This window comes from Hydrogenophaga palleronii NBRC 102513, from assembly GCF_001571225.1.
GTDB classification, from domain to species: Bacteria; Pseudomonadota; Gammaproteobacteria; order Burkholderiales; family Burkholderiaceae_C; genus Hydrogenophaga; species Hydrogenophaga palleronii.
This window is the reverse complement of sequence record NZ_BCTJ01000002.1, coordinates 212,267-231,865: the sequence shown is the minus strand read 5'-3', so window position 1 is coordinate 231,865 and position 19,599 is coordinate 212,267. Positions and strand designations below refer to the sequence as shown.

Annotated in this window: 21 protein-coding genes and 2 pseudogenes; 3 read left to right on the top strand and 20 right to left on the bottom strand. The window is 64.4% G+C overall.

The genetic code is table 11. The annotated features are described in order from the left end of the window. The first annotated feature begins 25 nt into the window (after nt 1-25). The 3 genes from HPA01S_RS03440 (at nt 26) to HPA01S_RS03430 (ending at nt 2,981) form a co-directional block, all read left to right on the top strand. The gene (locus tag HPA01S_RS03440) at nt 26-958 is read left to right on the top strand and encodes a LysR family transcriptional regulator (RefSeq protein ID WP_066266675.1); all 933 of its coding nucleotides are present in this window, start codon (nt 26-28) and stop codon (nt 956-958) included. Between the two features lie 169 nt (nt 959-1,127). Then, nucleotides 1,128-1,967, top strand: a complete 840-nt coding sequence (locus HPA01S_RS03435; protein WP_066266673.1) for an SDR family NAD(P)-dependent oxidoreductase — start codon at nt 1,128-1,130, stop codon at nt 1,965-1,967. A 45-nt stretch (nt 1,968-2,012) separates the two neighbouring features. After that, complete coding sequence (locus tag HPA01S_RS03430; protein ID WP_169801499.1) at nt 2,013-2,981, top strand: Bug family tripartite tricarboxylate transporter substrate binding protein; 969 nt, start codon at nt 2,013-2,015, stop codon at nt 2,979-2,981. 54 nt (nt 2,982-3,035) lie between these two features. Here HPA01S_RS03430 and HPA01S_RS23685 read toward each other — a convergent pair whose 3' ends face one another. The 20 genes and pseudogenes from HPA01S_RS23685 to HPA01S_RS03340 form a co-directional block, all read right to left on the bottom strand. Next, nucleotides 3,036-3,341: an SDR family NAD(P)-dependent oxidoreductase gene (locus tag HPA01S_RS23685; RefSeq protein ID WP_084360435.1), complete on the bottom strand. Its 306-nt coding sequence runs from the start codon at nt 3,339-3,341 to the stop codon at nt 3,036-3,038. A gap of 71 nt (nt 3,342-3,412) precedes the next feature. Further along, entirely contained in the window at nt 3,413-3,781 is a 369-nt protein-coding gene (locus HPA01S_RS23680) for an SDR family NAD(P)-dependent oxidoreductase (RefSeq protein WP_066266666.1), read from the bottom strand. Between the two features lie 7 nt (nt 3,782-3,788). Continuing rightward, nucleotides 3,789-4,522 (bottom strand): annotated as a pseudogene (locus HPA01S_RS03415) (tripartite tricarboxylate transporter substrate-binding protein). A gap of 419 nt (nt 4,523-4,941) precedes the next feature. Further along, nucleotides 4,942-5,841: a LysR family transcriptional regulator gene (locus tag HPA01S_RS03410; protein WP_066266657.1), complete on the bottom strand. Its 900-nt coding sequence runs from the start codon at nt 5,839-5,841 to the stop codon at nt 4,942-4,944. 804 nt (nt 5,842-6,645) lie between these two features. After that, complete coding sequence (locus HPA01S_RS23675; RefSeq protein WP_281192866.1) at nt 6,646-6,771, bottom strand: hypothetical protein; 126 nt, start codon at nt 6,769-6,771, stop codon at nt 6,646-6,648. Nucleotides 6,772-6,795: 24 nt separating this feature from the next. Continuing rightward, a complete protein-coding gene (locus HPA01S_RS22975) occupies nt 6,796-6,912 on the bottom strand; it encodes a transposase (RefSeq protein WP_066266652.1) in 117 nt (38 codons plus the stop codon). An 89-nt stretch (nt 6,913-7,001) separates the two neighbouring features. Further along, the gene (locus HPA01S_RS03395; protein ID WP_066266649.1) at nt 7,002-8,015 is read right to left on the bottom strand and encodes a porin; all 1,014 of its coding nucleotides are present in this window, start codon (nt 8,013-8,015) and stop codon (nt 7,002-7,004) included. 87 nt (nt 8,016-8,102) lie between these two features. Then, nucleotides 8,103-8,996 carry a LysR family transcriptional regulator gene (locus HPA01S_RS03390; RefSeq protein ID WP_066266646.1) on the bottom strand — a complete coding sequence of 298 codons (894 nt, stop codon included), beginning with the start codon at nt 8,994-8,996 and terminating at the stop codon, nt 8,103-8,105. Continuing rightward, entirely contained in the window at nt 8,993-9,328 is a 336-nt protein-coding gene (locus HPA01S_RS03385) for a hypothetical protein (RefSeq protein ID WP_066266644.1), read from the bottom strand. The genes HPA01S_RS03390 and HPA01S_RS03385 overlap by 4 nt, the downstream gene beginning before the upstream one ends. 51 nt (nt 9,329-9,379) lie before the next feature. Further along, nucleotides 9,380-10,126 (bottom strand): enoyl-CoA hydratase/isomerase family protein, encoded by a 747-nt coding sequence (locus tag HPA01S_RS03380; RefSeq protein WP_066266642.1) that lies wholly within the window; start codon nt 10,124-10,126, stop codon nt 9,380-9,382. After that, nucleotides 10,119-10,268, bottom strand: coding sequence for a hypothetical protein (locus HPA01S_RS22970; RefSeq protein ID WP_169801490.1), 150 nt, complete (start codon nt 10,266-10,268; stop codon nt 10,119-10,121). Before HPA01S_RS22970 ends, HPA01S_RS03380 begins: the two co-directional genes overlap by 8 nt. Next, on the bottom strand, nt 10,265-10,807 hold the full coding sequence (locus HPA01S_RS03375; protein WP_084360431.1) for an FAD binding domain-containing protein: 543 nt from the start codon (nt 10,805-10,807) through the stop codon (nt 10,265-10,267). The genes HPA01S_RS22970 and HPA01S_RS03375 overlap by 4 nt, the downstream gene beginning before the upstream one ends. Nucleotides 10,808-10,812: 5 nt before the next feature. Continuing rightward, nucleotides 10,813-12,159 carry a fumarylacetoacetase gene (fahA, locus tag HPA01S_RS03370; protein ID WP_066266638.1) on the bottom strand — a complete coding sequence of 449 codons (1,347 nt, stop codon included), beginning with the start codon at nt 12,157-12,159 and terminating at the stop codon, nt 10,813-10,815. Next, nucleotides 12,156-12,689 (bottom strand): VOC family protein, encoded by a 534-nt coding sequence (locus HPA01S_RS03365; protein WP_066266633.1) that lies wholly within the window; start codon nt 12,687-12,689, stop codon nt 12,156-12,158. Before HPA01S_RS03365 ends, fahA begins: the two co-directional genes overlap by 4 nt. Next, nucleotides 12,686-13,873, bottom strand: coding sequence for an FAD-dependent monooxygenase (locus tag HPA01S_RS03360; RefSeq protein WP_066266629.1), 1,188 nt, complete (start codon nt 13,871-13,873; stop codon nt 12,686-12,688). The genes HPA01S_RS03365 and HPA01S_RS03360 overlap by 4 nt, the downstream gene beginning before the upstream one ends. A 149-nt stretch (nt 13,874-14,022) precedes the next feature. After that, a pseudogene (locus HPA01S_RS23305) lies at nt 14,023-14,368 on the bottom strand (IS3 family transposase); the annotation flags it as partial. 79 nt (nt 14,369-14,447) lie between these two features. Further along, nucleotides 14,448-15,374 (bottom strand): LysR family transcriptional regulator, encoded by a 927-nt coding sequence (locus HPA01S_RS03355; RefSeq protein ID WP_245638559.1) that lies wholly within the window; start codon nt 15,372-15,374, stop codon nt 14,448-14,450. 32 nt (nt 15,375-15,406) lie between these two features. Beyond that, nucleotides 15,407-16,390 (bottom strand): Bug family tripartite tricarboxylate transporter substrate binding protein, encoded by a 984-nt coding sequence (locus tag HPA01S_RS03350; protein WP_066266624.1) that lies wholly within the window; start codon nt 16,388-16,390, stop codon nt 15,407-15,409. A gap of 65 nt (nt 16,391-16,455) precedes the next feature. Further along, entirely contained in the window at nt 16,456-18,606 is a 2,151-nt protein-coding gene (locus tag HPA01S_RS03345; RefSeq protein WP_218005317.1) for an acetate--CoA ligase family protein, read from the bottom strand. Further along, complete coding sequence (locus HPA01S_RS03340; protein WP_066266771.1) at nt 18,603-19,439, bottom strand: p-hydroxycinnamoyl CoA hydratase/lyase; 837 nt, start codon at nt 19,437-19,439, stop codon at nt 18,603-18,605. The genes HPA01S_RS03345 and HPA01S_RS03340 overlap by 4 nt, the downstream gene beginning before the upstream one ends. Nucleotides 19,440-19,599: the final 160 nt, after the last annotated feature.

The following is a 19,599-nucleotide window of genomic DNA, read 5'->3' as shown; positions in this document are numbered from 1 at the left end:
GTACAGCTTCTTTGCAACAACTGAAATGAAGGCTCTCGACACCGTCCGGATCTTCGTGATCACGCTTCAAACAGGCAGCCTGTCGGCCGCCGGACGCAGCCTGGGCCTCTCCCCCGCCACGATCTCGCGGCGCATCAGCGCGCTTGAAGAAGAACTGGGCGTGCAGTTGCTCGACCGGACCAGCCGAAAACTCACCGCGACGGACGCCGGCGTCATCTTTCACCAACGCGCCGAGGCCATCCTGGAAGATATGGCGCAGGCCGAGAACGCAGCGCGCCATGCCAAGGCAGCGCCCGAAGGCCGTCTGCGCGTGCATTCGCGTACCCTCGTTGGCATCTTGCTGATCGCGCCACTGCTGCACCGCTTCTCGGCGCGCTACCCCGAACTCACCATCGACCTGCAGCTGTCCGAGGAGCCCGTCAACCTGGTCGAGCAGAACTACGACGTGGACCTGCGCATCGGCAAACTCGAAGACTCTTCGTATGTGATGCGCAAGCTCGGCCCAGGCGAGCGTGTGCTGGTGGGCAGCCCCGACTACATCCGCACGCACCCGCCGGTGACGGTGCCCGAAGACCTGGAACAAAACCACAACTGCCTGACCTACCGAAAAGCGCAGGAGCCTACGTTCTGGCGCTATCTGCACGGCGACCGCGTGCGTGAACTCAAGATCAAAGGCACGGTGCACGCCAACAATGGCGAGGTGTTGCGCCGCGCCGCGCTGAGCGGCCTGGGCCTGGCGCTGCTCGCCGATTGGTCTGTCAAGGAAGACATCCAGGCCGGCCGCCTGGTGCGCCTGCTACCGGGCTATCGGCTCACCAACTCCACCTTCGACAACGGTGTGTACGCGCTGTTCCGCCACACGCGCATGCTGCCGCAGAAGGTGCGCGTATTCGTCGACTTCCTGGCCGAGGCACTCGGCGAGGACGACGCCTCCGTCCCGACCGCATTGCCAGATTGATCGCGGGCGCGCGCCAGCGCGTCGGGGCAAGCATTTTTCACAGCTTGTTTTCCATTCCGTCACAGGCGGTCGGCGGGCTGCCGCTATGATGATTTCCGATGCGCCACCCTTGATGGCGGCGCTCCTAGACCGGGTTCATCCGGCGCCGAACGTTTGGAGACAAGACAGCATGGCATTGGCGTCAGCCATTCCCGCATCCGTGAATCCGGCTTCGCCTGTGTTCACCTGCGACAGCCTGAAGGGCCGCGTAGCGGTGGTCACCGGTGCCGGGGGCGGCTTGGGCGGGGCCATCGCCGTGCGGCTCGCTGCAATGGGAGCGTCGGTCGCCCTGGCCGGCCTAGAGGCGCCCACACACAGGCCGTCCCCCGACTGTATGGGCATCGCCTGCAACATTGCCGACCCCGACGCGGTGGAAGCCTTGGGACGCGCCGTCGAAGAGCGCTACGGCCGCTGCGACATCCTGGTCAACAACGCTGGAACCAAAGCACTGTCGGCACCACTGGAAGATGTGCCCATCGCCGACTGGGACAAAGTCTTCGACGTGAACGTGCGCGGAGCGTTCCTGTGCGCCCGCGTGTTCGCCAGGCCGATGCTCGCGCGCGGCGCAGGCTCGATCATCAACATCGCTTCCATCGGTGCCCAAATGCCCACACGCATCGGCGCCTACGGCCCGAGCAAGGCGGCGTTGCTCGGTCTGACGCGGCAGATGGCGGTGGAGTGGGGGCCGCGCGGCATTCGAGCCAATGCGGTCAGCCCTGGCATGGTGCGCACGCCCATGTCCGATGCCTTCTACCGCGACGAACAGCAGCACGCAGCGCGCGTGAACATGCTTCCGGTGCGCCGCATCGGCGCGCCGGAGGATATCGCCGGCATCGTGGCCTTCCTTGCCACCGATGCGGCCGCCTACGTCACGGGACAGGACATCGTGGTCGACGGGGGCTATCTCATCGCGCCGCTATACAACGCCCAGCCACAAGCCGCCGCCAGCGCGTACGCGCGGGGCGCTTGAGGGGCGACACACGCTCACATCACCCACCCTATGGAGACACAACGCATGAAATACCCTCGCCTCGTCATGGCGGTTCTCGCCGGAGCCATGAGCCTGGCCGCGCACGCGCAGCAGCCCATCGTGTTCACCAAACCGATCACCATGGTGATTCCTTACGGGCCCGGCGGATCGACCGACCCCGCCGGCCGGATCGTCGCGCCACGGCTGGCCAAGGAGCTGGGCCAGCCGGTGGTGATCGAGAACAAACCCGGTGCCGCCAGCGCACTGGGCACCGCGCAGGTGAGCCGCGCCGCGCCGGATGGCTACACCATCCTGCTGAACACCAACGTCGTGGCCATCCACCCGAGTACGCAGAAGAACCCCGGCTATGACACTCGCTCCGACATCGTGCCCGTGATGCTGATGGCCTCGGGTCCGTTCACGCTGGCGGTCAACCCCAGCCTGCCGGTACAGACCACACAGGATCTCATTGCCTACAGCAAGGCGAACCCCGACAAGTTGTTCTACGGCACCTCGGGCAGTGGCTCGACGCTGCACCTGCTCACCGAGCTGCTCAAGAAATCGTCGGGTCTTGCGATGACCCATGTGCCCTACAAAGGCAATGGCGCAGTGGTCACGGCGCTGCTCGGTGGCGAGATCCAGGCCGCGTTCGACACCATTCCTGGCTCCAAAGCCCTGGTAGACGCCGGCCGGGTGCGGCTGCTCGCCGTCACCAGCCCTGAGCGCAACCCGATGCTGCCCAACGTGCCCACGCTCGCCGAGTCTGGCATCCAGGGTTTCGAGGCAGAAACCTCGGTGGGCATCTTCCTGCCCAAGGGCGCATCCGACGCGATGGTGCAGCGCTATCACGCTGCACTCGTGAACGTGTTCAAGGACGAGGAAGTGAAGTCTAAGCTGGCGGCCATCGGTTACCGTGTCGTGGCGTCCACGCCGGACCAATTCAAGAAGCGCCTGGAGGTGGAAATGAAGCAGTGGGCGGAGGTGACGAAGTCGGCGGGCATCTCGCCCGAGTGAACGAAGCAGCCTGAAAGCGGCAGTACCCATCGGGTGCTGCCGTTTTTTTGGACATCAACCCACGAGCGCTCCGCCGTTCACATCGACGATCGCGCCCGACAAGTACGAGGCCGCCGGCGTGCAGAGAAACGCGATGGTCCAGGCGATCTCGTCGGGTTCGGCCATGCGCCCGGTCGGCAGTTGCTCGGCATTGACGGTGGACTGTGCCGTCATCGCCGTGCGCACCGGTCCGGGCGCCACGCCGTTCACCATCACGCCACGGCCCACCGCGCGGCGCGACAGCCAGCGCACGATGTTGTGCACAGCTCCTTTCGACGCCGCGTAGGTGGCGCGGTGGCTGAGGTGCCACCGTTGGACCAGCGGTCGATCCGGTCATCACGATTCGGCCCCGCCCATGCCGGCCATATGCTCCATCGCAGCCATGCCCAGCTCTAGGGGCACACGGGCGTGATGCCCATGGTGCGGTGGAAGCGCGCGGTGCCGCCGGTGAGCGTCCAGTCGCTGCTGTCGTGGACGGCGGCGCAGTGCGCCAGCGCGTACAGTGGACCTGAGGCCATCAGCTGCGCGCTGAATCCTTCGGCGGTCAGGTCGGCCTGCAGCGTGCGCACGCGTGCGCCGCCCGCCGTCTCGATCAACCGGCGTGTCTCGTCCTGCGGCCGAAGATCGACCAGCAACAGCTCGGCGCCCAGACTGGCGAGCACCCCCGCCGTGGCCCGACCGATGCCATGGGCGGCACCGGTGACCACGACACCGCGACCGGCCAGGCTGAGCGCCCCGGGAAGCGCAAGGCGAGCGTTCATCCTCGGGTCATTCCATGTTGACGTAGGCGCTCTTGATGACCGTGGCCCACTTCACGATGTCCGCTTCGATCTGTGCACCCAGCTGCTGAGGCGTGGACGGGATGCCCTCGAGACCGAAGTCCGCCAGACGCTTCAGCACCTTGGGCGACGCCAGCACCTTCTTCATCGCCGTGTTCCAGCGCATGACGATCGCATCCAGTGTGCCCTTGGGCAGGAACAGGGCTTCCCACAGCGTGGCATAGAAGCCATTCACGCCGGCCTCGGCCACACTGGGCAGTTGGGGCACCGTGGCGTTGCGCGCCTTACTGGTCACGGCCACCATGCGCACGCGGCCGCCCTCTGCGAAGGGCTTGACGCCCGAGATGGTTTCGAAACCGACCTGAATGTCGCCCGCCACGAGGGCCGCCAGCAAGGGGCCGCCGCCGCGGTACGGCACGTGGCGCATCTCCAGGCCGGCAGCGCCGTTGAGCAGCTCGCCGACCAGGTGCGTGGAGGAGCCAATGCCGGCCGAGCCGTAGAGCACCTTGTCCGGGTTCGCCTTCACGTTGGCCAGCAATTCGGGCAGCGTCTGAGCGGGCACGTTGGGCTAACGACGATCACGTAGGGGCCGGTGGCCACCATGCCGACTGGCACGAGATCGCGGCGGACGTCGTAACCTGGCTGCTTGAGGGGGCTCGGATCCAGGGCGACCACGCCCGTGTGCAAGAGCACAGTGTGACCATCGGGCTCCGCACGTGCCACGGCCTGTGCGCCGATGGCACCGGTCGCACCGGTCGCACCGGTCTCCGGTCTTTTTCTCGATCACGACGGACTGGCCGAGCTCGCGGGCCAGCATGGGCGCGATGACGCGCGCCACCGGGTCCACCACACCGCCAGGCGGGTAGGGAACGACCATGGTGATCGGCCTTGAGGGAAACGGGGCTTGGGCCCAGGCCGGCACGGTGCCCACGAGAAAGGATGCGGCGGCCGTGCATGCGGCGCCAATGAAGGTCTTTCGGTCCAAGGCTTGTCTCCTGATTCGGCGTATGAGAAGGGCGTTCAGCCCCGCGCGGTGCAAAGCGCTGTACCGGATCGCAGGGACGCCTTTTCGGCCTGCGTTTGAAGAGATGGAATCGGACCCTTGCGCATGCCGCGCCGGGCGCCTGCCAGTCTCAAGGTCTTCAGGTGCCGCCGCCTTCGGAGCGCAGATACTCCAGCAGCTCGCTCACGGGCTGACTCATATTGAGCGCGTCACGCACGCACACATAAAACTGGCGCTCGGCCCAATCGTCCTTCAAGCGCAGCAGCACGAGGCCCATGTCGGTCAGGTAGCGTCCCGCGATCAGCCCAGGCACGATGGCGATGCCCAACCCTTCGCGGATCATCACGCAGCGCGTCTCGAAGTTGGACACCTGCATCTTCACGTTGGGCGGCCGCGTGATGGTTCGATCGACCAGATCGAGGAACGAATCGAGCGAGTGGCGCGGGAAGTAGCCGAGGAAGTCGTAGTCCAGCGCCTCCTCGAGAAAAAGCTCTTTGCGGTCGGCCAACGCATGGCCACGTGGCACCACGAGGCCGACGCGGTCGGTTCGGTAGCGGTACGACACGACACCGGGTGCGAGATAGGCTGCGTGGTAGATGCCGATGTCGGCGTCGCCGTCTACGATCATGCGCGGCACGTCGTAGCTGTGGCTCTCCAGCAGGTCCACGCGCACATCCGGCCGCGTGGCGAGGTAGCGCGCTAGCGGCACCGGCAGAAACTGCAGGATGGTGGACGGATTGGACGCCAGGCGGATCTTGGGCAGGCCACCCGCATCGAAGCCGGCGATCGACTCCTCCACCATCTGCGCCGTGCGCAGCAGCGCCTTGGCCTGGCGGTAGAGCAGTGAGCCGGCCGGCGTAGGCTCGACGCCGCGGCCATGCCGGTACAGTAGCGTCTTGCCGAAGCGACGTTCAAGTTCGGCGATGCGTTTGCTCACCGCGGAGGTGACTAGGTCATTGCGCTCGGCGGCTTTGGAAAAGCTGGTTTCTTCGACGGCCGAGACGAATATTTCGAGGTCGACGGTGTTGATGCGTTTCATGCGTCTTGTCTCAGGCTTGCTGCGATGTTGCAGTGACGGTCAGTGGCCTCAGGAGACGCCCCCCCAGCCAAGAAAACACATTCTCCACGATGTCGATGTAGTACCCTTAAAAATGCCCTCGCTGGAGAAACTCTGGTGCGGGGTAAGCACAACGTTCGGCAACCTGTTTGACTGCTTCTTTATTGAATTTCGGTGTGAATCTCTGGGTGCTCATCGCACTGTAGCCCCCTCGATTTCCTGAGCCAGTCAGAAGTAGAGGTTGGGGAACAGTTTGACACGGTGCTCGACCGGCGGGATGCGACCGGGGGCTTCATGGGGTCAATGGTGTTGTAGCGGTGCAGCCAATCGACTGTCATGTCACACACGTCCTGTCGGTTGTCGAACACGTAGCTGTCCAGCCGCTCGGCGTAGTGGTCTTTTTGGACCATTCAACATAGGCGTTCCGCGTGGGCTTTCCAAACTCGGATGCGATGGAGGATGATGCCCTTGCTCTGAGGTCACTGGACCAGTGCGCGGAGGCCGTTTCTTGCCGCACCGAGGCAGGTTCAGCTGCTGTTCGCAGTACACGCGCCAGAGCACTGTCTTGCCCCAGGTCTTGCCTTGGTGGCGAGCGCTGTCGTACAGCAGCCCGAAGCCGTGGCGCGGGTTCAGTGCCATATGGGCTTGCGAAGATGATGACCCCGGAGTCGTCGCGTTCAACGGGACGATAGCGCAGGGCGATGCCACTGGCCTGGCAGGCACGGCGCTCGCTCATGCGGTGCTCGGTCATGAGGGCTTGAACGACCATCTCGCGACGCTCCGGGGTCAGAGCTTTCGGTCGACGACCTCCTTGAACGCGTGGTGCATCAGCACCAGATCGGCATACATGCACTTGAGCTTGGCGTTCTCGTCCTGCAGTTGCCGCAGATGGGACAGGTGCGAGACCGTCATGCCAGCGAACTGGCCAGTCCACTTCTAGCACGCCGGCTCGCTGATGCCGTGCTTCCTGCACGTCTCAGCGACCTCCGCACCCGCTTCGACTTCCTTGAGGATGCCGACCATCTGGCTTTCACGGAACCTGGACTTCTTCATGCAGAGACTCCTGCTGGCGGAACTCTCTGCATCCGGGTGGTTCAGGTTCTCGCGGGGACTTCACCCGGAATCATCACCCTGCATTTCAGTCAGAACGCATGGTTCAAACCAACCGAGACACCGGTCTGGCTGGTCTGCCCATTGACGATCGCGGTGCCGCTAAGCCGAGTGCGATCTGCCTCCAAGTACAGATTGGTGCGCCTGGAAAGCGCATACGTTCCACCGACCATCAACAGCTTCCTGCCATTGGACAAACCATTTGCGGAGCCCTTGGTGTGGTAGAACGCGCCGGTCACAACCAGCGCGGGTAAAACGTCATACGACGCGCCGAGCCAGGTGTTTTTTGTGACCCTGTCCACCGTGGCGGTTTGTACCTTGTCATCGATGATCCCGAACGACAGACGCATCGGCCCGCTGGTGTAAGTACCGCCCAGGGTCGCTTGAGTTCTATCGAAGCCCGCCCCACCCCCGTCGTTCCACTTTGTGTAGGCGGCACCTACGCTGAATGGACCGTTCGCGTACGTACCGCCGAAACCGGTCGCGCTGTTTGTAGCGGTGCTGCCCGCTGATTCGCCGAACGCTCGTTCAGCACGGACGGTCAGAGGTCCGAACCTGCCCGTGTACTGGATATCGTTGTCGAAGCGGGCTTGCGATGACCCGATGATCGTCCTGGCAAGAGGAACGATGCTGAGATACTTGAACCTGAACGGGTCGTACCCCAAAACCGTTCTCGCGTTGACCGAGAACTGACGCCCTGCGTCGATGGAACCCCAAGGGCCACTCAGGCCCACCGTCGCTTCCCGGTTCCAATACTGAGCGGCAACGGCCTGCATTCCGGTGCCACCGAAGAAGCCGGTCTCAAGCATGAATCTGGCCTTCAAGCCACCACCCAGATCCTCGCTTCCCCTGAAGCCCAGGCGGTTGGAGTTGTACGTGCCGCTTGAATTCATGGTGGTCCTGCTGTTTCCTGCAGCATTCACATTGGTCAATGTGCGCAAGCCGCCATCCATAGAGCCGTATACCTGAACGGAATCCCCTGCGAAGGCGTGGCTCTGACACGCAGCGCCCAACACAATCGCAGTTGCAAATTTATTCATCGTCATCTCTTTGTCTCCTCTAGGGGGGGTGAATTGGAGCTTCCTGCTGCTGCAGCAGCAATTGGCCCCAGCTATGAGCACATGGCTTGCGAGCTATATGCCGTGCAACCTTTGAATCAAAAGTTGCGTCATTCCGTCGAGGGCTGCGCTCGTGTCCTTGCCAGCCTTCGTGATCCGGAAGTAATCGATGCTGACCGCGGGATAAATCTCGCTGGTTCGCACGCCGTAGCGCCGCCAGGCGGCTTGGGCGAACGACGGGAACACGGCTACACCGAATCCCTTCTCCACCATGCCGAGCGCGGTCTCCAGGTGATTGACCACCATCGGTGTACGGATCTCTGTTTCATGCTGACGCGCGATCTTGGTGACCAGCTGCGCAATCGGGCTGCGGGGGGTCAGCGAGATGAGGGGATAGTCGAACACCTGCGGCCAGGCGATGCGTTTGCCAATCGCCGAGAACTGGCCGGAGCACACCAGCATCAGCGTGGCAGGCGCGATCTGCAACTGCGACAGACCCGAGCGCTTCTGCGCGAAGGCGCCGAACGCGGCGTCAAGCTGGTCCGCTTCCACTTTTTCGAGCAGCTCGCCCGGGCCCGCATCCACCAGGTCGACCTGCACCATCGGGAACTGCCGCTGGAACTCACCGAGCAATTCGGGCACCACGTTGGACGCCAGGATTGGCGTGAACCCGAGGCGCAGTCGCGTCACGCCGCACCGCTCCAAGTGTTGCAGCTCGCTTGCCACGCCGTCCATGGAATCGACCACCTGCTGGGCCACCGGCAGCAACTTGCGCCCCGCGTCCGTGAGTTGAACGCTGCGTGTGGTGCGCTCGAAGAGTCGGCAACGCAGTTGCCCTTCGAGCTCGCGGATGCTGGCGGACAGCGCTGCCTGGCTCAGGTGCAGTTTCTGTGCGGCCTTGGTGAAGTTGCTGGTTTCAACAACGCCGAGGAAGGCCTTGAGTTGTCGCAGGTTCAGATTGAGGTTCATCGACCCCGCGCCCCCTCACTCGGCCGGCGCGGTGTGGTGCCGAAGGCCAGGGCCTGGCGCTCTTGACTGCCCATCACGTTGCCCATGAGCCCGGGGCCTGCACCGCCGGGTTCCGAAAAGCAATGCGCCTGGGTCGCGCCATCGAGCATCGCCGCGATGTCGCACAGCTGCGTTGAACAGCCGTCGAACATGCGCAGCGGATTGTCCGACCAATCACCGGCACGCACAGCCTGCGCACGGACACCGACCGGGAGCAGCGCGTCTACGCTGGCGGCAGCAGCCGGCCCAAGCAAATGGCTGCTGGGGAATCCCGCGTGGTTGAAATGGCTCATGCGTGTGTCCAGTGGTCTTGTGGCCGGGGTCGAAGCCGCATGTCGAGGTGCTCAGTAGCGGGCCGACAGTGCAGTGCCGGCCAGGTGGCTCGCGAACGCGCTGGCGGCTTGCGGGCTCATCGTCGGGGCATGTGTGAGGTACTGCTTGCAAGCGCGCACCGCGACGGACGAGCAGCCCGCGAGCGTTGCAATGAGCGCTTCGGCCTCCGCCTCCAATTGCGCCGCCGGCACCGTCCAGCTCACCAGACCGGCAGCCTGCGCTTCGCGGCCGGTCCACTCGCGGCGGCTTAAGACGAGGTAGTTCAAGGCCTTGAGCGGAACGCGGTCGCACAGCGCCGACATGACCAGCGTCGGCGGAATGTCGCGCTCCATCTCCGGGATCTGGAAGCGGCTGTCATCGGTGGCGAGCGTGATGTCACACACTGCGGCGAGCGCGGTACCGACGCCGGTCGCGCAGCCCTGCACGATGGCCAGCGTGGGCACCGGCGCGGCCTTGATGGCGTCGTAGAGATCGAGCGCGGGCTGGGCCACCAGCTGACGCAGCCGCTCGGCCGACGGTGGCGGCGCGCCCTTGGCCGGCGTGGGCGACACGCGCCCGGCGCAGAAGTCGGCGCCAGCGCCGCGCAGGCAGACGACGCGCACCTGCGGATCCAGGCCGGCCAGCGCGCCGATCACGGCCGTGCCCATCGCGGCGCTCACCAGGTTGCCGTTGTCCGGCGTGTTGAGCGTGATGTGCAGGACGGGCCCGTCGTGCCGCACGATCACCGCGTCTTGCGTGGCGTTGGGTTGGTCATTCATGGATGGCGTGCTCCGTGCGTTGAATCAGCAGCCACAGTGCGAGCGCCGTGGCGGACAGGGGAATCTCGTCCCGCGTGTGCGCCGACAGCGCATCGGCCGGGGCATTGAAGGTCGCGTTGATCGCGGCGGTTGCGGGCGTCATGCGGCCTTCGCCACCAACCTTGACGCCCGGCGGGTTGCCATGCGGTCGCGCCACCACTTGCGGTGGAGGATGAGTCCGCTCGCGTGGCGCTCCAGTCGATCGGAATCGACCTCCAGCAATTGCGCGGAAGCCTGCACCAGCAGCGTGCCGCCCAGGCCCACCACCGCGGACCGATAGTCGGCCGCCGGATCGTTGTTGACGATCGAACCGCCGAGGGTGTCGCGCTGGCGCACCTGTTGGTCGCCGATCATTCCGGCCAGTCCCGCCAGCGCCGGGATCGCCTGACGCACAACGCGGGAGGCGGCAATCTGCGCATGCGGCATGGCGGCACCGAGGTGCAACACACCGGCCCTGAAGTCGATGCCTTGCAGCGCCACAAGGCGCGACCGGTCGACCAGATGCGAAGGCCGCGCAAGCCGGTACCTGAGCGCTGGCACCAGAGTCATGCCTCCGGACAAGGTCCGTGCCTGCGGATGCGCCTGCATCAGGCTCACGGCTTCCTGCACGTCGCGCCGTCGTTCATAGCGAAACGGGTACATCGCGATCAGCCCTTCGGCAAGGGATAGGGCACGGCCGGCAGCACGCGGGCGCTGCAAGGCCCGAAGCCGATCGGCACGCGGCCGTCGGCGCTAGCGCGCGCACGGAAGCTCACCTCGTCACCGTCGTGCAGCCAGCGGCGCTCTTCGCCGTTTTGCAAGCGCAACGGCTCGCGCGCGGCGCTGGTGATTTCCGTCAAGCAGGCGCGCTCATCGGGCCGCTCGCCCGATACGGTTCCGCTCCCCATCAGGTCGCCCGGCCGCAGGTCGCAGCCGTTCGAGCAGTGGTGCGCCAGCATCTGGCCGAAGGTCCAGGAGAGATTGGAAAGGTGCGTGGCGCACAGGCGCTGCGGACCGGCACCGGCCTCTCGCATGGCCGATGTCGAGAGCCAGGCTTCCATCGCGATGTCGAGGCCGCCGTGTGCGCGGTCCCGCGCGGCGTTCAGGTAGGCCATCAACGGCGGCGAGCCGGGCCGACGGGTCGGCGCGCGGGTCGCGAACGGCGCCAGCGCCTGCGCCGTGATGACCCAGGGCGAGATGCTGCTCATGAAACTCTTGCCGAGGAACGGGCCGAGCATTTGCTCCCACCACTGCACCGACTTGGCGGACCAGTCGTTGAGCAGCACGTAACCGAAGATGTGGTCAGGCGCTTCGTCCAGCGACACCGGCTGGCCCAACGCCGTACCCGCGCCGACGATGGCCGCCAGCTCCAACTCGAAGTCCATCGCTTCGACGGCACCGAATTGCACGCTATCGTCCGCCGCCTTCCACTGGCCGTTGGGACGGCGCACCGGCGTGCCGGCGACGCGGATCGAGGACGCGCGACCGTGGTAAGCCACCGGCAGCGAATGGAACACCGGCGTCACCGGGACGGCCAGGCCTTTGAACTTGCCGTGCCGCTCGGTATGGGGGTAGGACGTGAGGAAGTCGGTGTAGTCGCCAATCTGGCAGGGCATGTGCATGCGCACTGCCACCTGTGGATGCAGGAGACCCGTACTTTGGCGCAGGCCGGCGGCTCCGCCCTCGCGCAGCAGGTCTGAGAGTTGCTCACGCAGGGCCGATGCCGGGCGGTGTCCCAGCGCCATCATGGCGTTCAAGCCCGCTTGGCCCGGTGCGACGGCACGCACCGCGCGTGCCGCGTCGCCCTGCAGCAAGCCTGCGGCATCCAGCGCGCGCAGGTCCACCACCTGATCACCGATGGCGACGCCGGGGCGCGGCGTCGCGCCGTCCGGGTCCGTCGCCAGCGTGAACATGCCGAACGGTAGGTTCTGGATGGGGAAGTCGCAGCCGACTTCGTTGGCCGAGGCCAGCCAGCTTCTGCGCGCGGCATCATGCGTGGCGTTGATACCGATCATGCCGGCACCTCCGCACGCGCGCCATTCCGGCGGAAGGTGCTCCATGCATCCAGACCCGCGCGGGCGCTCTCACGGTGGGCACGCGCCTCGTCTTCGGTCTGCGTCGCCACGGCAAATTCAAGCCGCAGACCGTTGGGATCGAAGAAGTAGATCGACTTGCACATCTTGTGGTCTGTCACGCCGAGCACGTTCACGCCATGAGCGATGAGTTTCTGGCGCATGGCTTCGAGCTCCTCGAGCGTGTCCATGCGCATGGCGATGTGGTTGACCCAATCTGGCGTGTTGGGAGAAGGCGCGGCAGCCTGGCCGTCACCGAGATCAAAGAAGGCGATGCAGGAGCCGTCGGTCATTTCGAAGAAGATGTGGACATAAGGGCAGTACTCGCCCGTGCTGGGCACGCGGTCCAGGCGGATGAGGTGGACCAGCGGCAGACCCAGCAGGTCTTCATAGAAATGGCGGGTTTCTTCGGCATCGCGGCAACGCCAGGCGAAGTGATGCAGGCCGCGGGCAGGGTTGGCAACGTTCGTCATAGTGGAACCGTGTCGGCCTTGTATTCGAAGAGCCATTCGTAGCGCTCTTTCACGCGCTCCTCGCTCCATTGCTCGTCGACATAGCGCGCGGCACCATCGGCATTCGCGAGCTGCGGGTTGTGGAAGCGTTTGGCGTTGGCCGCGGATCCGTTGACGACGCGGCTGGTGCGATCGATGCGTGCCCGCTCGAAGTGCTGCAGCCCGAGTTCGGGATCGCTTTTCCACGCTTCGAGGCAGCGCGCCAGCACCAGGCCATCTTCGAGGGCCATCACCGCGCCCTGCGCGAGGAACGGCAACGTAGGGTGGCAAGCGTCCCCCAGCAGCGCGATGCGGCCGTAGCTCCAGCGCGGCAGTGTTTCCCGGCCCATCAGCGCCCAGCGGTAAGGCGTGTCCAGCGAACGGATCAGCGTCTGCACGTCCTCGTGCCAGCCCTTGAAATCGGACAGGCATTCTTCGACGCTGCCCACTTCGGACCAGGACTCCACTTCCCAGCCCTGCTGCTCCACGGCGGCGACGAAGTTCACGAGTTCGCCGCGGCGCATCGGGTAGTGGATGACGTGGGCGCCCGGGCCCACCCAGTTGTAGCCGTAAGGCTGGCGCAGGTGCTCGGGCAACCGGCTGGCGTCGATCACGCCACGCCAGGCGATGATGCCGGAGAAGCCCGGGCGGTCCTCGCCGATCAGGCACTGGCGCACCTGCGAGTGCACGCCATCGGCCCCCACCACCACATCCGCCACGGCGGCTGTCGTGTCACCGCTGCGAACGATCACCTCGGCGCCGCGTTGTTCGACATGGTCGATCCGCACGCCGGTCTTGATGGCGTCGGGTTTCATGGCCTTTACGCCATCGATCAACACACGGTGCAGATCGGCCCGGTGCACCGTCATGTAGGGAAAGCCGTAGCGCTCGCGCGAAGTCGCACCGAGGTCGAACAGGTTCCAAGTCTGGCCGGTGTTCCACAGCCGCACCTTCTTGCCCGCAGGTTCGGCCGCGATGCGCGACAGGGCCGGCGTCAGCCCCAGCGCGTCGAGCACACGGTTGCCGTTGGGGCTGATCTGCAGACCTGCGCCGACTTCGCGCAGCTCGCGTGCCTGCTCCAGCACCTGGACATCAAAGCCTCGGCGCATGAGCGCGAGCGCGGCCGTGAGCCCCCCAATTCCCGCACCAACTACAACAACCCGCATGACTGCTCCTGTCTGAAAACAGTCGGCACTGTATGTGGGTAGCGCGCTGAGGGGAAACTCGAAATTTCGTTCAACTCATCGACTGCGGTTGTGAATGTTCCGCCGTGTGAGTTCGGGCCACGCACGCTGTGCGTGCCGCAGCGCAGATGTCGGCCAAAACGGCCAACGGCGGCCCTTCTGGCCCCAGGAAGGGCCGCGCAAAACCAGATGGTCAGCGTCGCCCCTGCCGGGGTAGTTCACGCCCTCACGGCGGCAGCGATGCAGCAATCGTGAGTAAGGTCGTGCTCTCCGGACGCCGATTTTTTTCTCCTGCGAGAACTTGGGCTCCCGGCCCGCATAGCCCACTGGCAAGTCGAGCGTCTGCTGGTATTCGGTGTACCTGCCCTTCAATGCGTTCTTTGTTGGAGAACCCTGCTGGGGGATGCTGGGTATGACGCGTTTTCCCAGCCCGATGTAGAGCTCAACGGCTCGAATCCGATCTTCGCAGGAAGACATGAACTACCTCCTGGTAGTCCAAGTTTTCGTCCGCGGCCTACACCCCCATGGGGTCAGGTTTCAGTGGCAGAAAACACCATCAGCTCTCATGTACCCGCGCCCGCACCATCCACGGTGTTTCTGTCTCGCGAAGACGATCGATCACAAGATTGGTGAAGTACTCCAAATTCTCGTTCGGGGGTCTTCCCATCTTTACGATTCGGCAATAGTTGAAGCGGACGGGAGGCTGCAGACGCGCGACATTCACTTTGAACCGTCGGCAGACGGCGGTCGCAAATGAAGGGATCACGGTCACCCCTATGCCACGCTCTGCCAGAGCCACTGCAGTTTCGAGGTGACTCACCGTCATGGCACACCTGACCTTGACGTTGTGTCGCTTGACGGCGGACTGCACCAACTGCTGCACGGGAGACACATCCGACAGCGCGATCAGAGCGTGGTCTTCCAGCACGCTCCATTCCACGCTAGAGCCGACGGTGTCGTCCTGGTTGGAGTGAACGAGCACCAGGGAGGAGGGAGAGACAGGCAGCTGTTCGATGCCTGAAGCCTTCTGGAAGAAGGCCCCAAAGGCGGCGTCGACGCTGCCGCCCTCCACAAGTTCCTGCAGGCGGCGTGGGGCCTCGTCCACCACATCGATATGAACCTGCGGATGCGCCCTCTGGAACAACTCCAGCATTTCGGGGAAGGCGTGTGCGGCCAGGGTGGGCGTGAAGCCCACCCGCAACCGAGAGCAGCGCACGCGGTGGGTCTCTTTCAACTGCTGGGAAGACCATTCCAGTTCCTCGACGACGCGCGCGGCCGTGGGCAGGAACTGATGCCCCGCTTCGGTCAACTCCACGTTGCGGGTGGTGCGCTCGAACAGGTTGCAGTCGAGCTGATTCTCCAGCTCCCGGATGCTCGAACTCAGTGCCGCCTGGCTCATGTGGAGCTTCTGGGCTGTCCTGGTGAAGTTGCTTGTTTCGGCGACCCCCAGGAATGCCTTCAACTGTCGAAGATGAAGATTCACGGCGTGCGGATGGCAGCGTGCTCTACGCCGCGCTATTGGATCTTGATGTTGGCGGATTTGATGATCTCGCCCCAACGCGCGTGGTCAGCCTGGATCAACTGGCCCAACTGTTGAGGCGTACTTGGAGAGGGCTCCGCACCAGATGCCATGATGGTGTCCCGCGCCGACTTGGTGTTGAGTGCCGCGTTCAACGCGGCGTTGAGTTTTGCGACAATTTCCGGCGGTGTTCTGGCGGGCGCCATGATGCCGATCCAGCCCACGGACTCGTAACCTGCAAGCCCCTGCTCAACCAGGGTAGGCACGTTGGGCAAGGAGGGGCTCCGATTGGTGGAGGTGACGCCTACAGCCTGGAGGGTGCCTACCTTGATCTGCTGCATCGCCGTGCTGATGTCGCTCATGGCCAGCGGCAACTGGTTACCCAAAACGTCCTGGGTGGCGGGCGCTGTCCCCCGATACGGCACCGAAACGAGATCGGATTTCGACATCTGGCGAAGCAACTCAACAGAGAGATGCATCTGGGAACCATTACCGCCATGGCCGACGGACAAGCCACCCTTGGTCTCTTTGGCCTTGCTCACCAGATCGGCAACACTTTTGATCCCCGATGCATTGCTGGCGACCACCACGAAAGGAATGGTGACCATCATGCCCACCGGCACAAAGTCCTTCAGTGCGTCGTACGGCTGCGACTGCCCCATCAACTTGGCCAGGCCAAGCCCCCCGATGGTGCCGACGGCCAGGGTATAGCCGTCCGGGGCCGAACGTGCGACGGCGTCCAGCGCAATCGCACCGCCGGCGCCCGGGCGGTTTTCGATCACAACGGGTTGGCCCAGTCTTTCGGCCATCAAGGGGCCAAGGACACGGGCCGTCTGGTCACTGCTGCCGCCAGGCGGGAACGGCAGCAGAAGCCGGATGGGCTTGTCGGGGAACTGCGCGACAGTTTGCCCTTGTGCCCAGGACGGGGATGTGCCCAGGGCACTCGCGATGAAAGCCAACAGAAGTCTGCGATTGATCATGTTTGTCTCCTATCTATGTTGTTTTTCAGACCGGGCTCCCTGCGGGAGCGTTGCAAAAGCCCCCGCTAATCGGAAGCAACGAAAACGGCGTCCAGGGCAACGACCCCTTGCCCCCGTGGAAGGGCGATCAGGGGGTTGATATCCACCTCTACGACTTCGGGATGGGCCAGGACCCATTGCGCGAGCGCGCTGACGGCTTCGCTGACCGCGGCGACATCGACGGGTGGCGAGCCACGGAGACCATCCAGCAAGGCGGCCCCCTTGAGGCGTTTCATCTCTTCGGCAATCTGCGCCGGAGTCATGTCGGCTGGCAGCAGCAGCACGTCGTTCAAGGCCTCGACCCAGACACCGCCCAGGCCGAGCATCATCACCACGCCCCACTGCGGGTCCCGCTTGGCGCCCAGGAGCAGCTCGACGCCCTTCGGTGCCAGGGACTCGACGAGGATGCCGTCCAGCGCCATCCCGCCGGTGCCCTTGGAGACACTGGCCTGCATGTGCGCCCAGGCTTCCCGCAATGCCTCCGCGGATGGGATGCCCACCGCAACGCCACCCACGTCGCTCTTGTGCATGAGCTGGTCTGCCTGGGCTTTGAGAACGACGGGGTAGCCCAGCGAATCGGCAATGTCCACCGCGTGCTCGACGCTGCGGCCCAGCGATCCGGCCGGCGTGGCAATGCCGATCGACTGCAACAGCTGCTTGCCCTTGTACTCGGCCAGCGGCCCCGCCGGCAACCGGGCACCCGCGTTGGCACCGCTGGCACGCGCCCGTTCGTTCGAGCGTTCCAGTGCGCGCGCGCGGTGGTGCACATGCGCCATGGCGCGCAGCGCACGATCGGGCGAGCGGAAGAAGGGCACGTGACTTTCCTTCACCAGACGGACAAAGCGCTCATCCAGCGGGGCCTCGTCACCCATGATGACAAACGCAACCGGCTTGTCGAATTTCTCGACCACAGGCAGTATCGAATGGGCCTTGGCCACCTGGGCATCGCCCAGCCCGCCCATGAGCGCGATCACCAGGCTGCCCACCTTGTCGTCAGACAGCACCAGGCGCGCGCTTTCACCAAACAGCGCCGGCGATTGCATGCCGGCCGTAGTGATGTCGAGCGGGTTGTCGGGCGTGACGAACGCGGGCAGGGCTTCGGCCAGGGAGGCCAGGGTGTTCGTGCCCAGCTTCGCCAGGGGAACACCCAGGTCGGCATTCACGTCGATGGCAATGCCGCGCAAGGCGCCCGAGTTGGAAATCACGGCCGACTGATGCGAGGACGGTGGCTCTGGATAGCGCGCGAGCAATGCTGTCACGTCGAACAGCTCGTCCAGTGTGTCCACGATGGCGACACCCTCGCGGCGGACCAACGCGCGCATGACCTCATGATCCCCTGCCAACGCACCAGTGTGCGATTTGGCCGCGTCCCGCGCCTCCTGGCTCCGCCCCGGGTGGAGCATGACTATCGGCTTGCCCAACTGCCTGGCCCGGGCTGCGCACTCCAGAAACATCTGCGGGTAACGCAGCGTTTCCGCGAACACCGTCAACATGTCCACCTCCTCGCGCTCGACGAGATGGGCCATCAATTGCTCGAGGTGCACGACCGCTTCGTTGCCGGTCGATACCGAGTGCGTCACCCGCAAACCACGCGCCAGCAGGGCCAGGCGGGTGTTCGATGTCATCGCCCCACTCTGTCCCACGATGGCGACCCGAGGCCCCCCGAGCGGGATCTCGGGATCGAACTCCTCGAAGGAAAGAGGCACGCCATCGTGGAAGTTGATCAACCCCATGCAGTTGGGGCCCAACAAAGCAATGCCATGTTCGTTGGCGATGCGCGCGATGTTCGCCTGCAGCGCCATGCCCGCGTCGCCGCCTTCGGCGAAACCCGAGGCGAAGACGGCGGCGGCACCCACGCCACGGCGCGCGCAAGCCTGGATCGACTCTTCAACAGCGGCCTGCGGAACCACCAGCACCGCCGCATCCACACCCATGGGCAACTCATCGAGGGACTTCAGACAACGCTCGCCGTCCACCTCGTCGCGGGTGCGGCTCACCAGATGCACATCGCCGCGATACCCCATGAGCTTGAGGTTGCGCCGCACCCGGCCCGAGACGGAGTTGGGGTCGGGCGACGCGCCCACCACCGCCACGGAACGTGGGGCCAGCAGGCGGCGCAGGTCCATCGATTTGGTGGCCTTATCGCGGCTCATCAACATGTCTTTCTGCTGGCTCATCGGGCATAGGTCTCCAGGCCCGGACGGAAGGTTTTCTGATCCAGGAATTGCGACATGGCGGTAGCACGCCCCTTCTCAGGATCGTGCAGAACGGACTGGTCGTTCTTGGCCATGAGGTAGTCGTTGGCTTGCTCCCAGCTCATTTCCGCGGCATTCCGATACGCGATCTTCGCGGTGCGCAGGACCGTGGGGTTCTTCTTCTTGAGGACTTCCGCAAGTTCAGTCACGCGCGCACGCAGACGGTCGGCCGGAACAGACTCGTTGACCAGGCCCATGCGGGCTGCTTTTTGCCCATCGAACGGTTCGCCGGTCATCACGTAGTACATCGCATCGCGCTCGTTCATCACCTGGGCCACGGCGCGGTTCACCACGCCCGCGGGAATGATGCCCCAGTTGATTTCAGACAAGCCGAAGGTGGCATCGTCTGAGGCGATGGCCAGGTCGCAGGAGATGAGTGGCGTGAACGCGCCACCGAAGCAGTAGCCGTTGACCATGGCGATGGTCGGCTTGGCAAAGAAACGCAACTGCTTCCATTGCCACAGCGCGTTGGCGCGGAACAGCTTCATCTGCTCAGCGGGTTTGCCATCGGTCGCCCGAAAGTAGTCGCGCAGATCCATACCGGCACTGAACGCGTTGCCGGCACCGGTGAGCACCACCACCTTCACCGAATCATCAACCTCCAGCTCCGCCAACACCTCCACCATCCGGTAGACCAGGGGTGGGCTGATGGCATTGCGCTTGGCGGGACGGTTGAGAGTGATCCAGGCAATACCGTCCGAGCGCTCCAGAAGAACCGGGTCATTGCTCTCGGGAGTTGCGTTTTCTTGATTCATGTTGCTGAGTTCCTTGCAGTGTTGCATCATTGTTTGAATGTAAATATACTTTATATCAATGTGATTTACATAAGCATCAGGGTTATCACTTAGTCGATGTCAGAAAGACTTCAACTCCAGCGGCCCTGGCCATCACAAAGAGAGCAACTCCTGGACAAAA

Bases quoted from the DNA above. Each gene is read 5' to 3' on its own strand.
- HPA01S_RS03440 (WP_066266675.1), top strand. From the start codon at position 26: ATGAAGGCTCTCGACACCGTCCGGATCTTCGTGATCACGCTTCAAACA.
- HPA01S_RS03435 (WP_066266673.1), top strand. From the start codon at position 1,128: ATGGCATTGGCGTCAGCCATTCCCGCATCCGTGAATCCGGCTTCGCCT.
- HPA01S_RS03430 (WP_169801499.1), top strand. From the start codon at position 2,013: ATGAAATACCCTCGCCTCGTCATGGCGGTTCTCGCCGGAGCCATGAGC.
- HPA01S_RS23680 (WP_066266666.1), bottom strand. From the start codon at position 3,781: ATGAACGCTCGCCTTGCGCTTCCCGGGGCGCTCAGCCTGGCCGGTCGC.
- HPA01S_RS03410 (WP_066266657.1), bottom strand. From the start codon at position 5,841: ATGAAACGCATCAACACCGTCGACCTCGAAATATTCGTCTCGGCCGTC.
- HPA01S_RS23675 (WP_281192866.1), bottom strand. From the start codon at position 6,771: ATGACGGTCTCGCACCTGTCCCATCTGCGGCAACTGCAGGACGAGAAC.
- HPA01S_RS22975 (WP_066266652.1), bottom strand. From the start codon at position 6,912: ATGAAGAAGTCCAGGTTCCGTGAAAGCCAGATGGTCGGCATCCTCAAG.
- HPA01S_RS03395 (WP_066266649.1), bottom strand. From the start codon at position 8,015: ATGACGATGAATAAATTTGCAACTGCGATTGTGTTGGGCGCTGCGTGT.
- HPA01S_RS03390 (WP_066266646.1), bottom strand. From the start codon at position 8,996: ATGAACCTCAATCTGAACCTGCGACAACTCAAGGCCTTCCTCGGCGTT.
- HPA01S_RS03385 (WP_066266644.1), bottom strand. From the start codon at position 9,328: ATGAGCCATTTCAACCACGCGGGATTCCCCAGCAGCCATTTGCTTGGG.
- HPA01S_RS03380 (WP_066266642.1), bottom strand. From the start codon at position 10,126: ATGAATGACCAACCCAACGCCACGCAAGACGCGGTGATCGTGCGGCAC.
- HPA01S_RS22970 (WP_169801490.1), bottom strand. From the start codon at position 10,268: ATGACGCCCGCAACCGCCGCGATCAACGCGACCTTCAATGCCCCGGCC.
- HPA01S_RS03375 (WP_084360431.1), bottom strand. From the start codon at position 10,807: ATGTACCCGTTTCGCTATGAACGACGGCGCGACGTGCAGGAAGCCGTG.
- fahA (WP_066266638.1), bottom strand. From the start codon at position 12,159: ATGATCGGTATCAACGCCACGCATGATGCCGCGCGCAGAAGCTGGCTG.
- HPA01S_RS03365 (WP_066266633.1), bottom strand. From the start codon at position 12,689: ATGACGAACGTTGCCAACCCTGCCCGCGGCCTGCATCACTTCGCCTGG.
- HPA01S_RS03360 (WP_066266629.1), bottom strand. From the start codon at position 13,873: ATGCGGGTTGTTGTAGTTGGTGCGGGAATTGGGGGGCTCACGGCCGCG.
- HPA01S_RS03350 (WP_066266624.1), bottom strand. From the start codon at position 16,390: ATGATCAATCGCAGACTTCTGTTGGCTTTCATCGCGAGTGCCCTGGGC.
- HPA01S_RS03345 (WP_218005317.1), bottom strand. From the start codon at position 18,606: ATGAGCCAGCAGAAAGACATGTTGATGAGCCGCGATAAGGCCACCAAA.
- HPA01S_RS03340 (WP_066266771.1), bottom strand. From the start codon at position 19,439: ATGAATCAAGAAAACGCAACTCCCGAGAGCAATGACCCGGTTCTTCTG.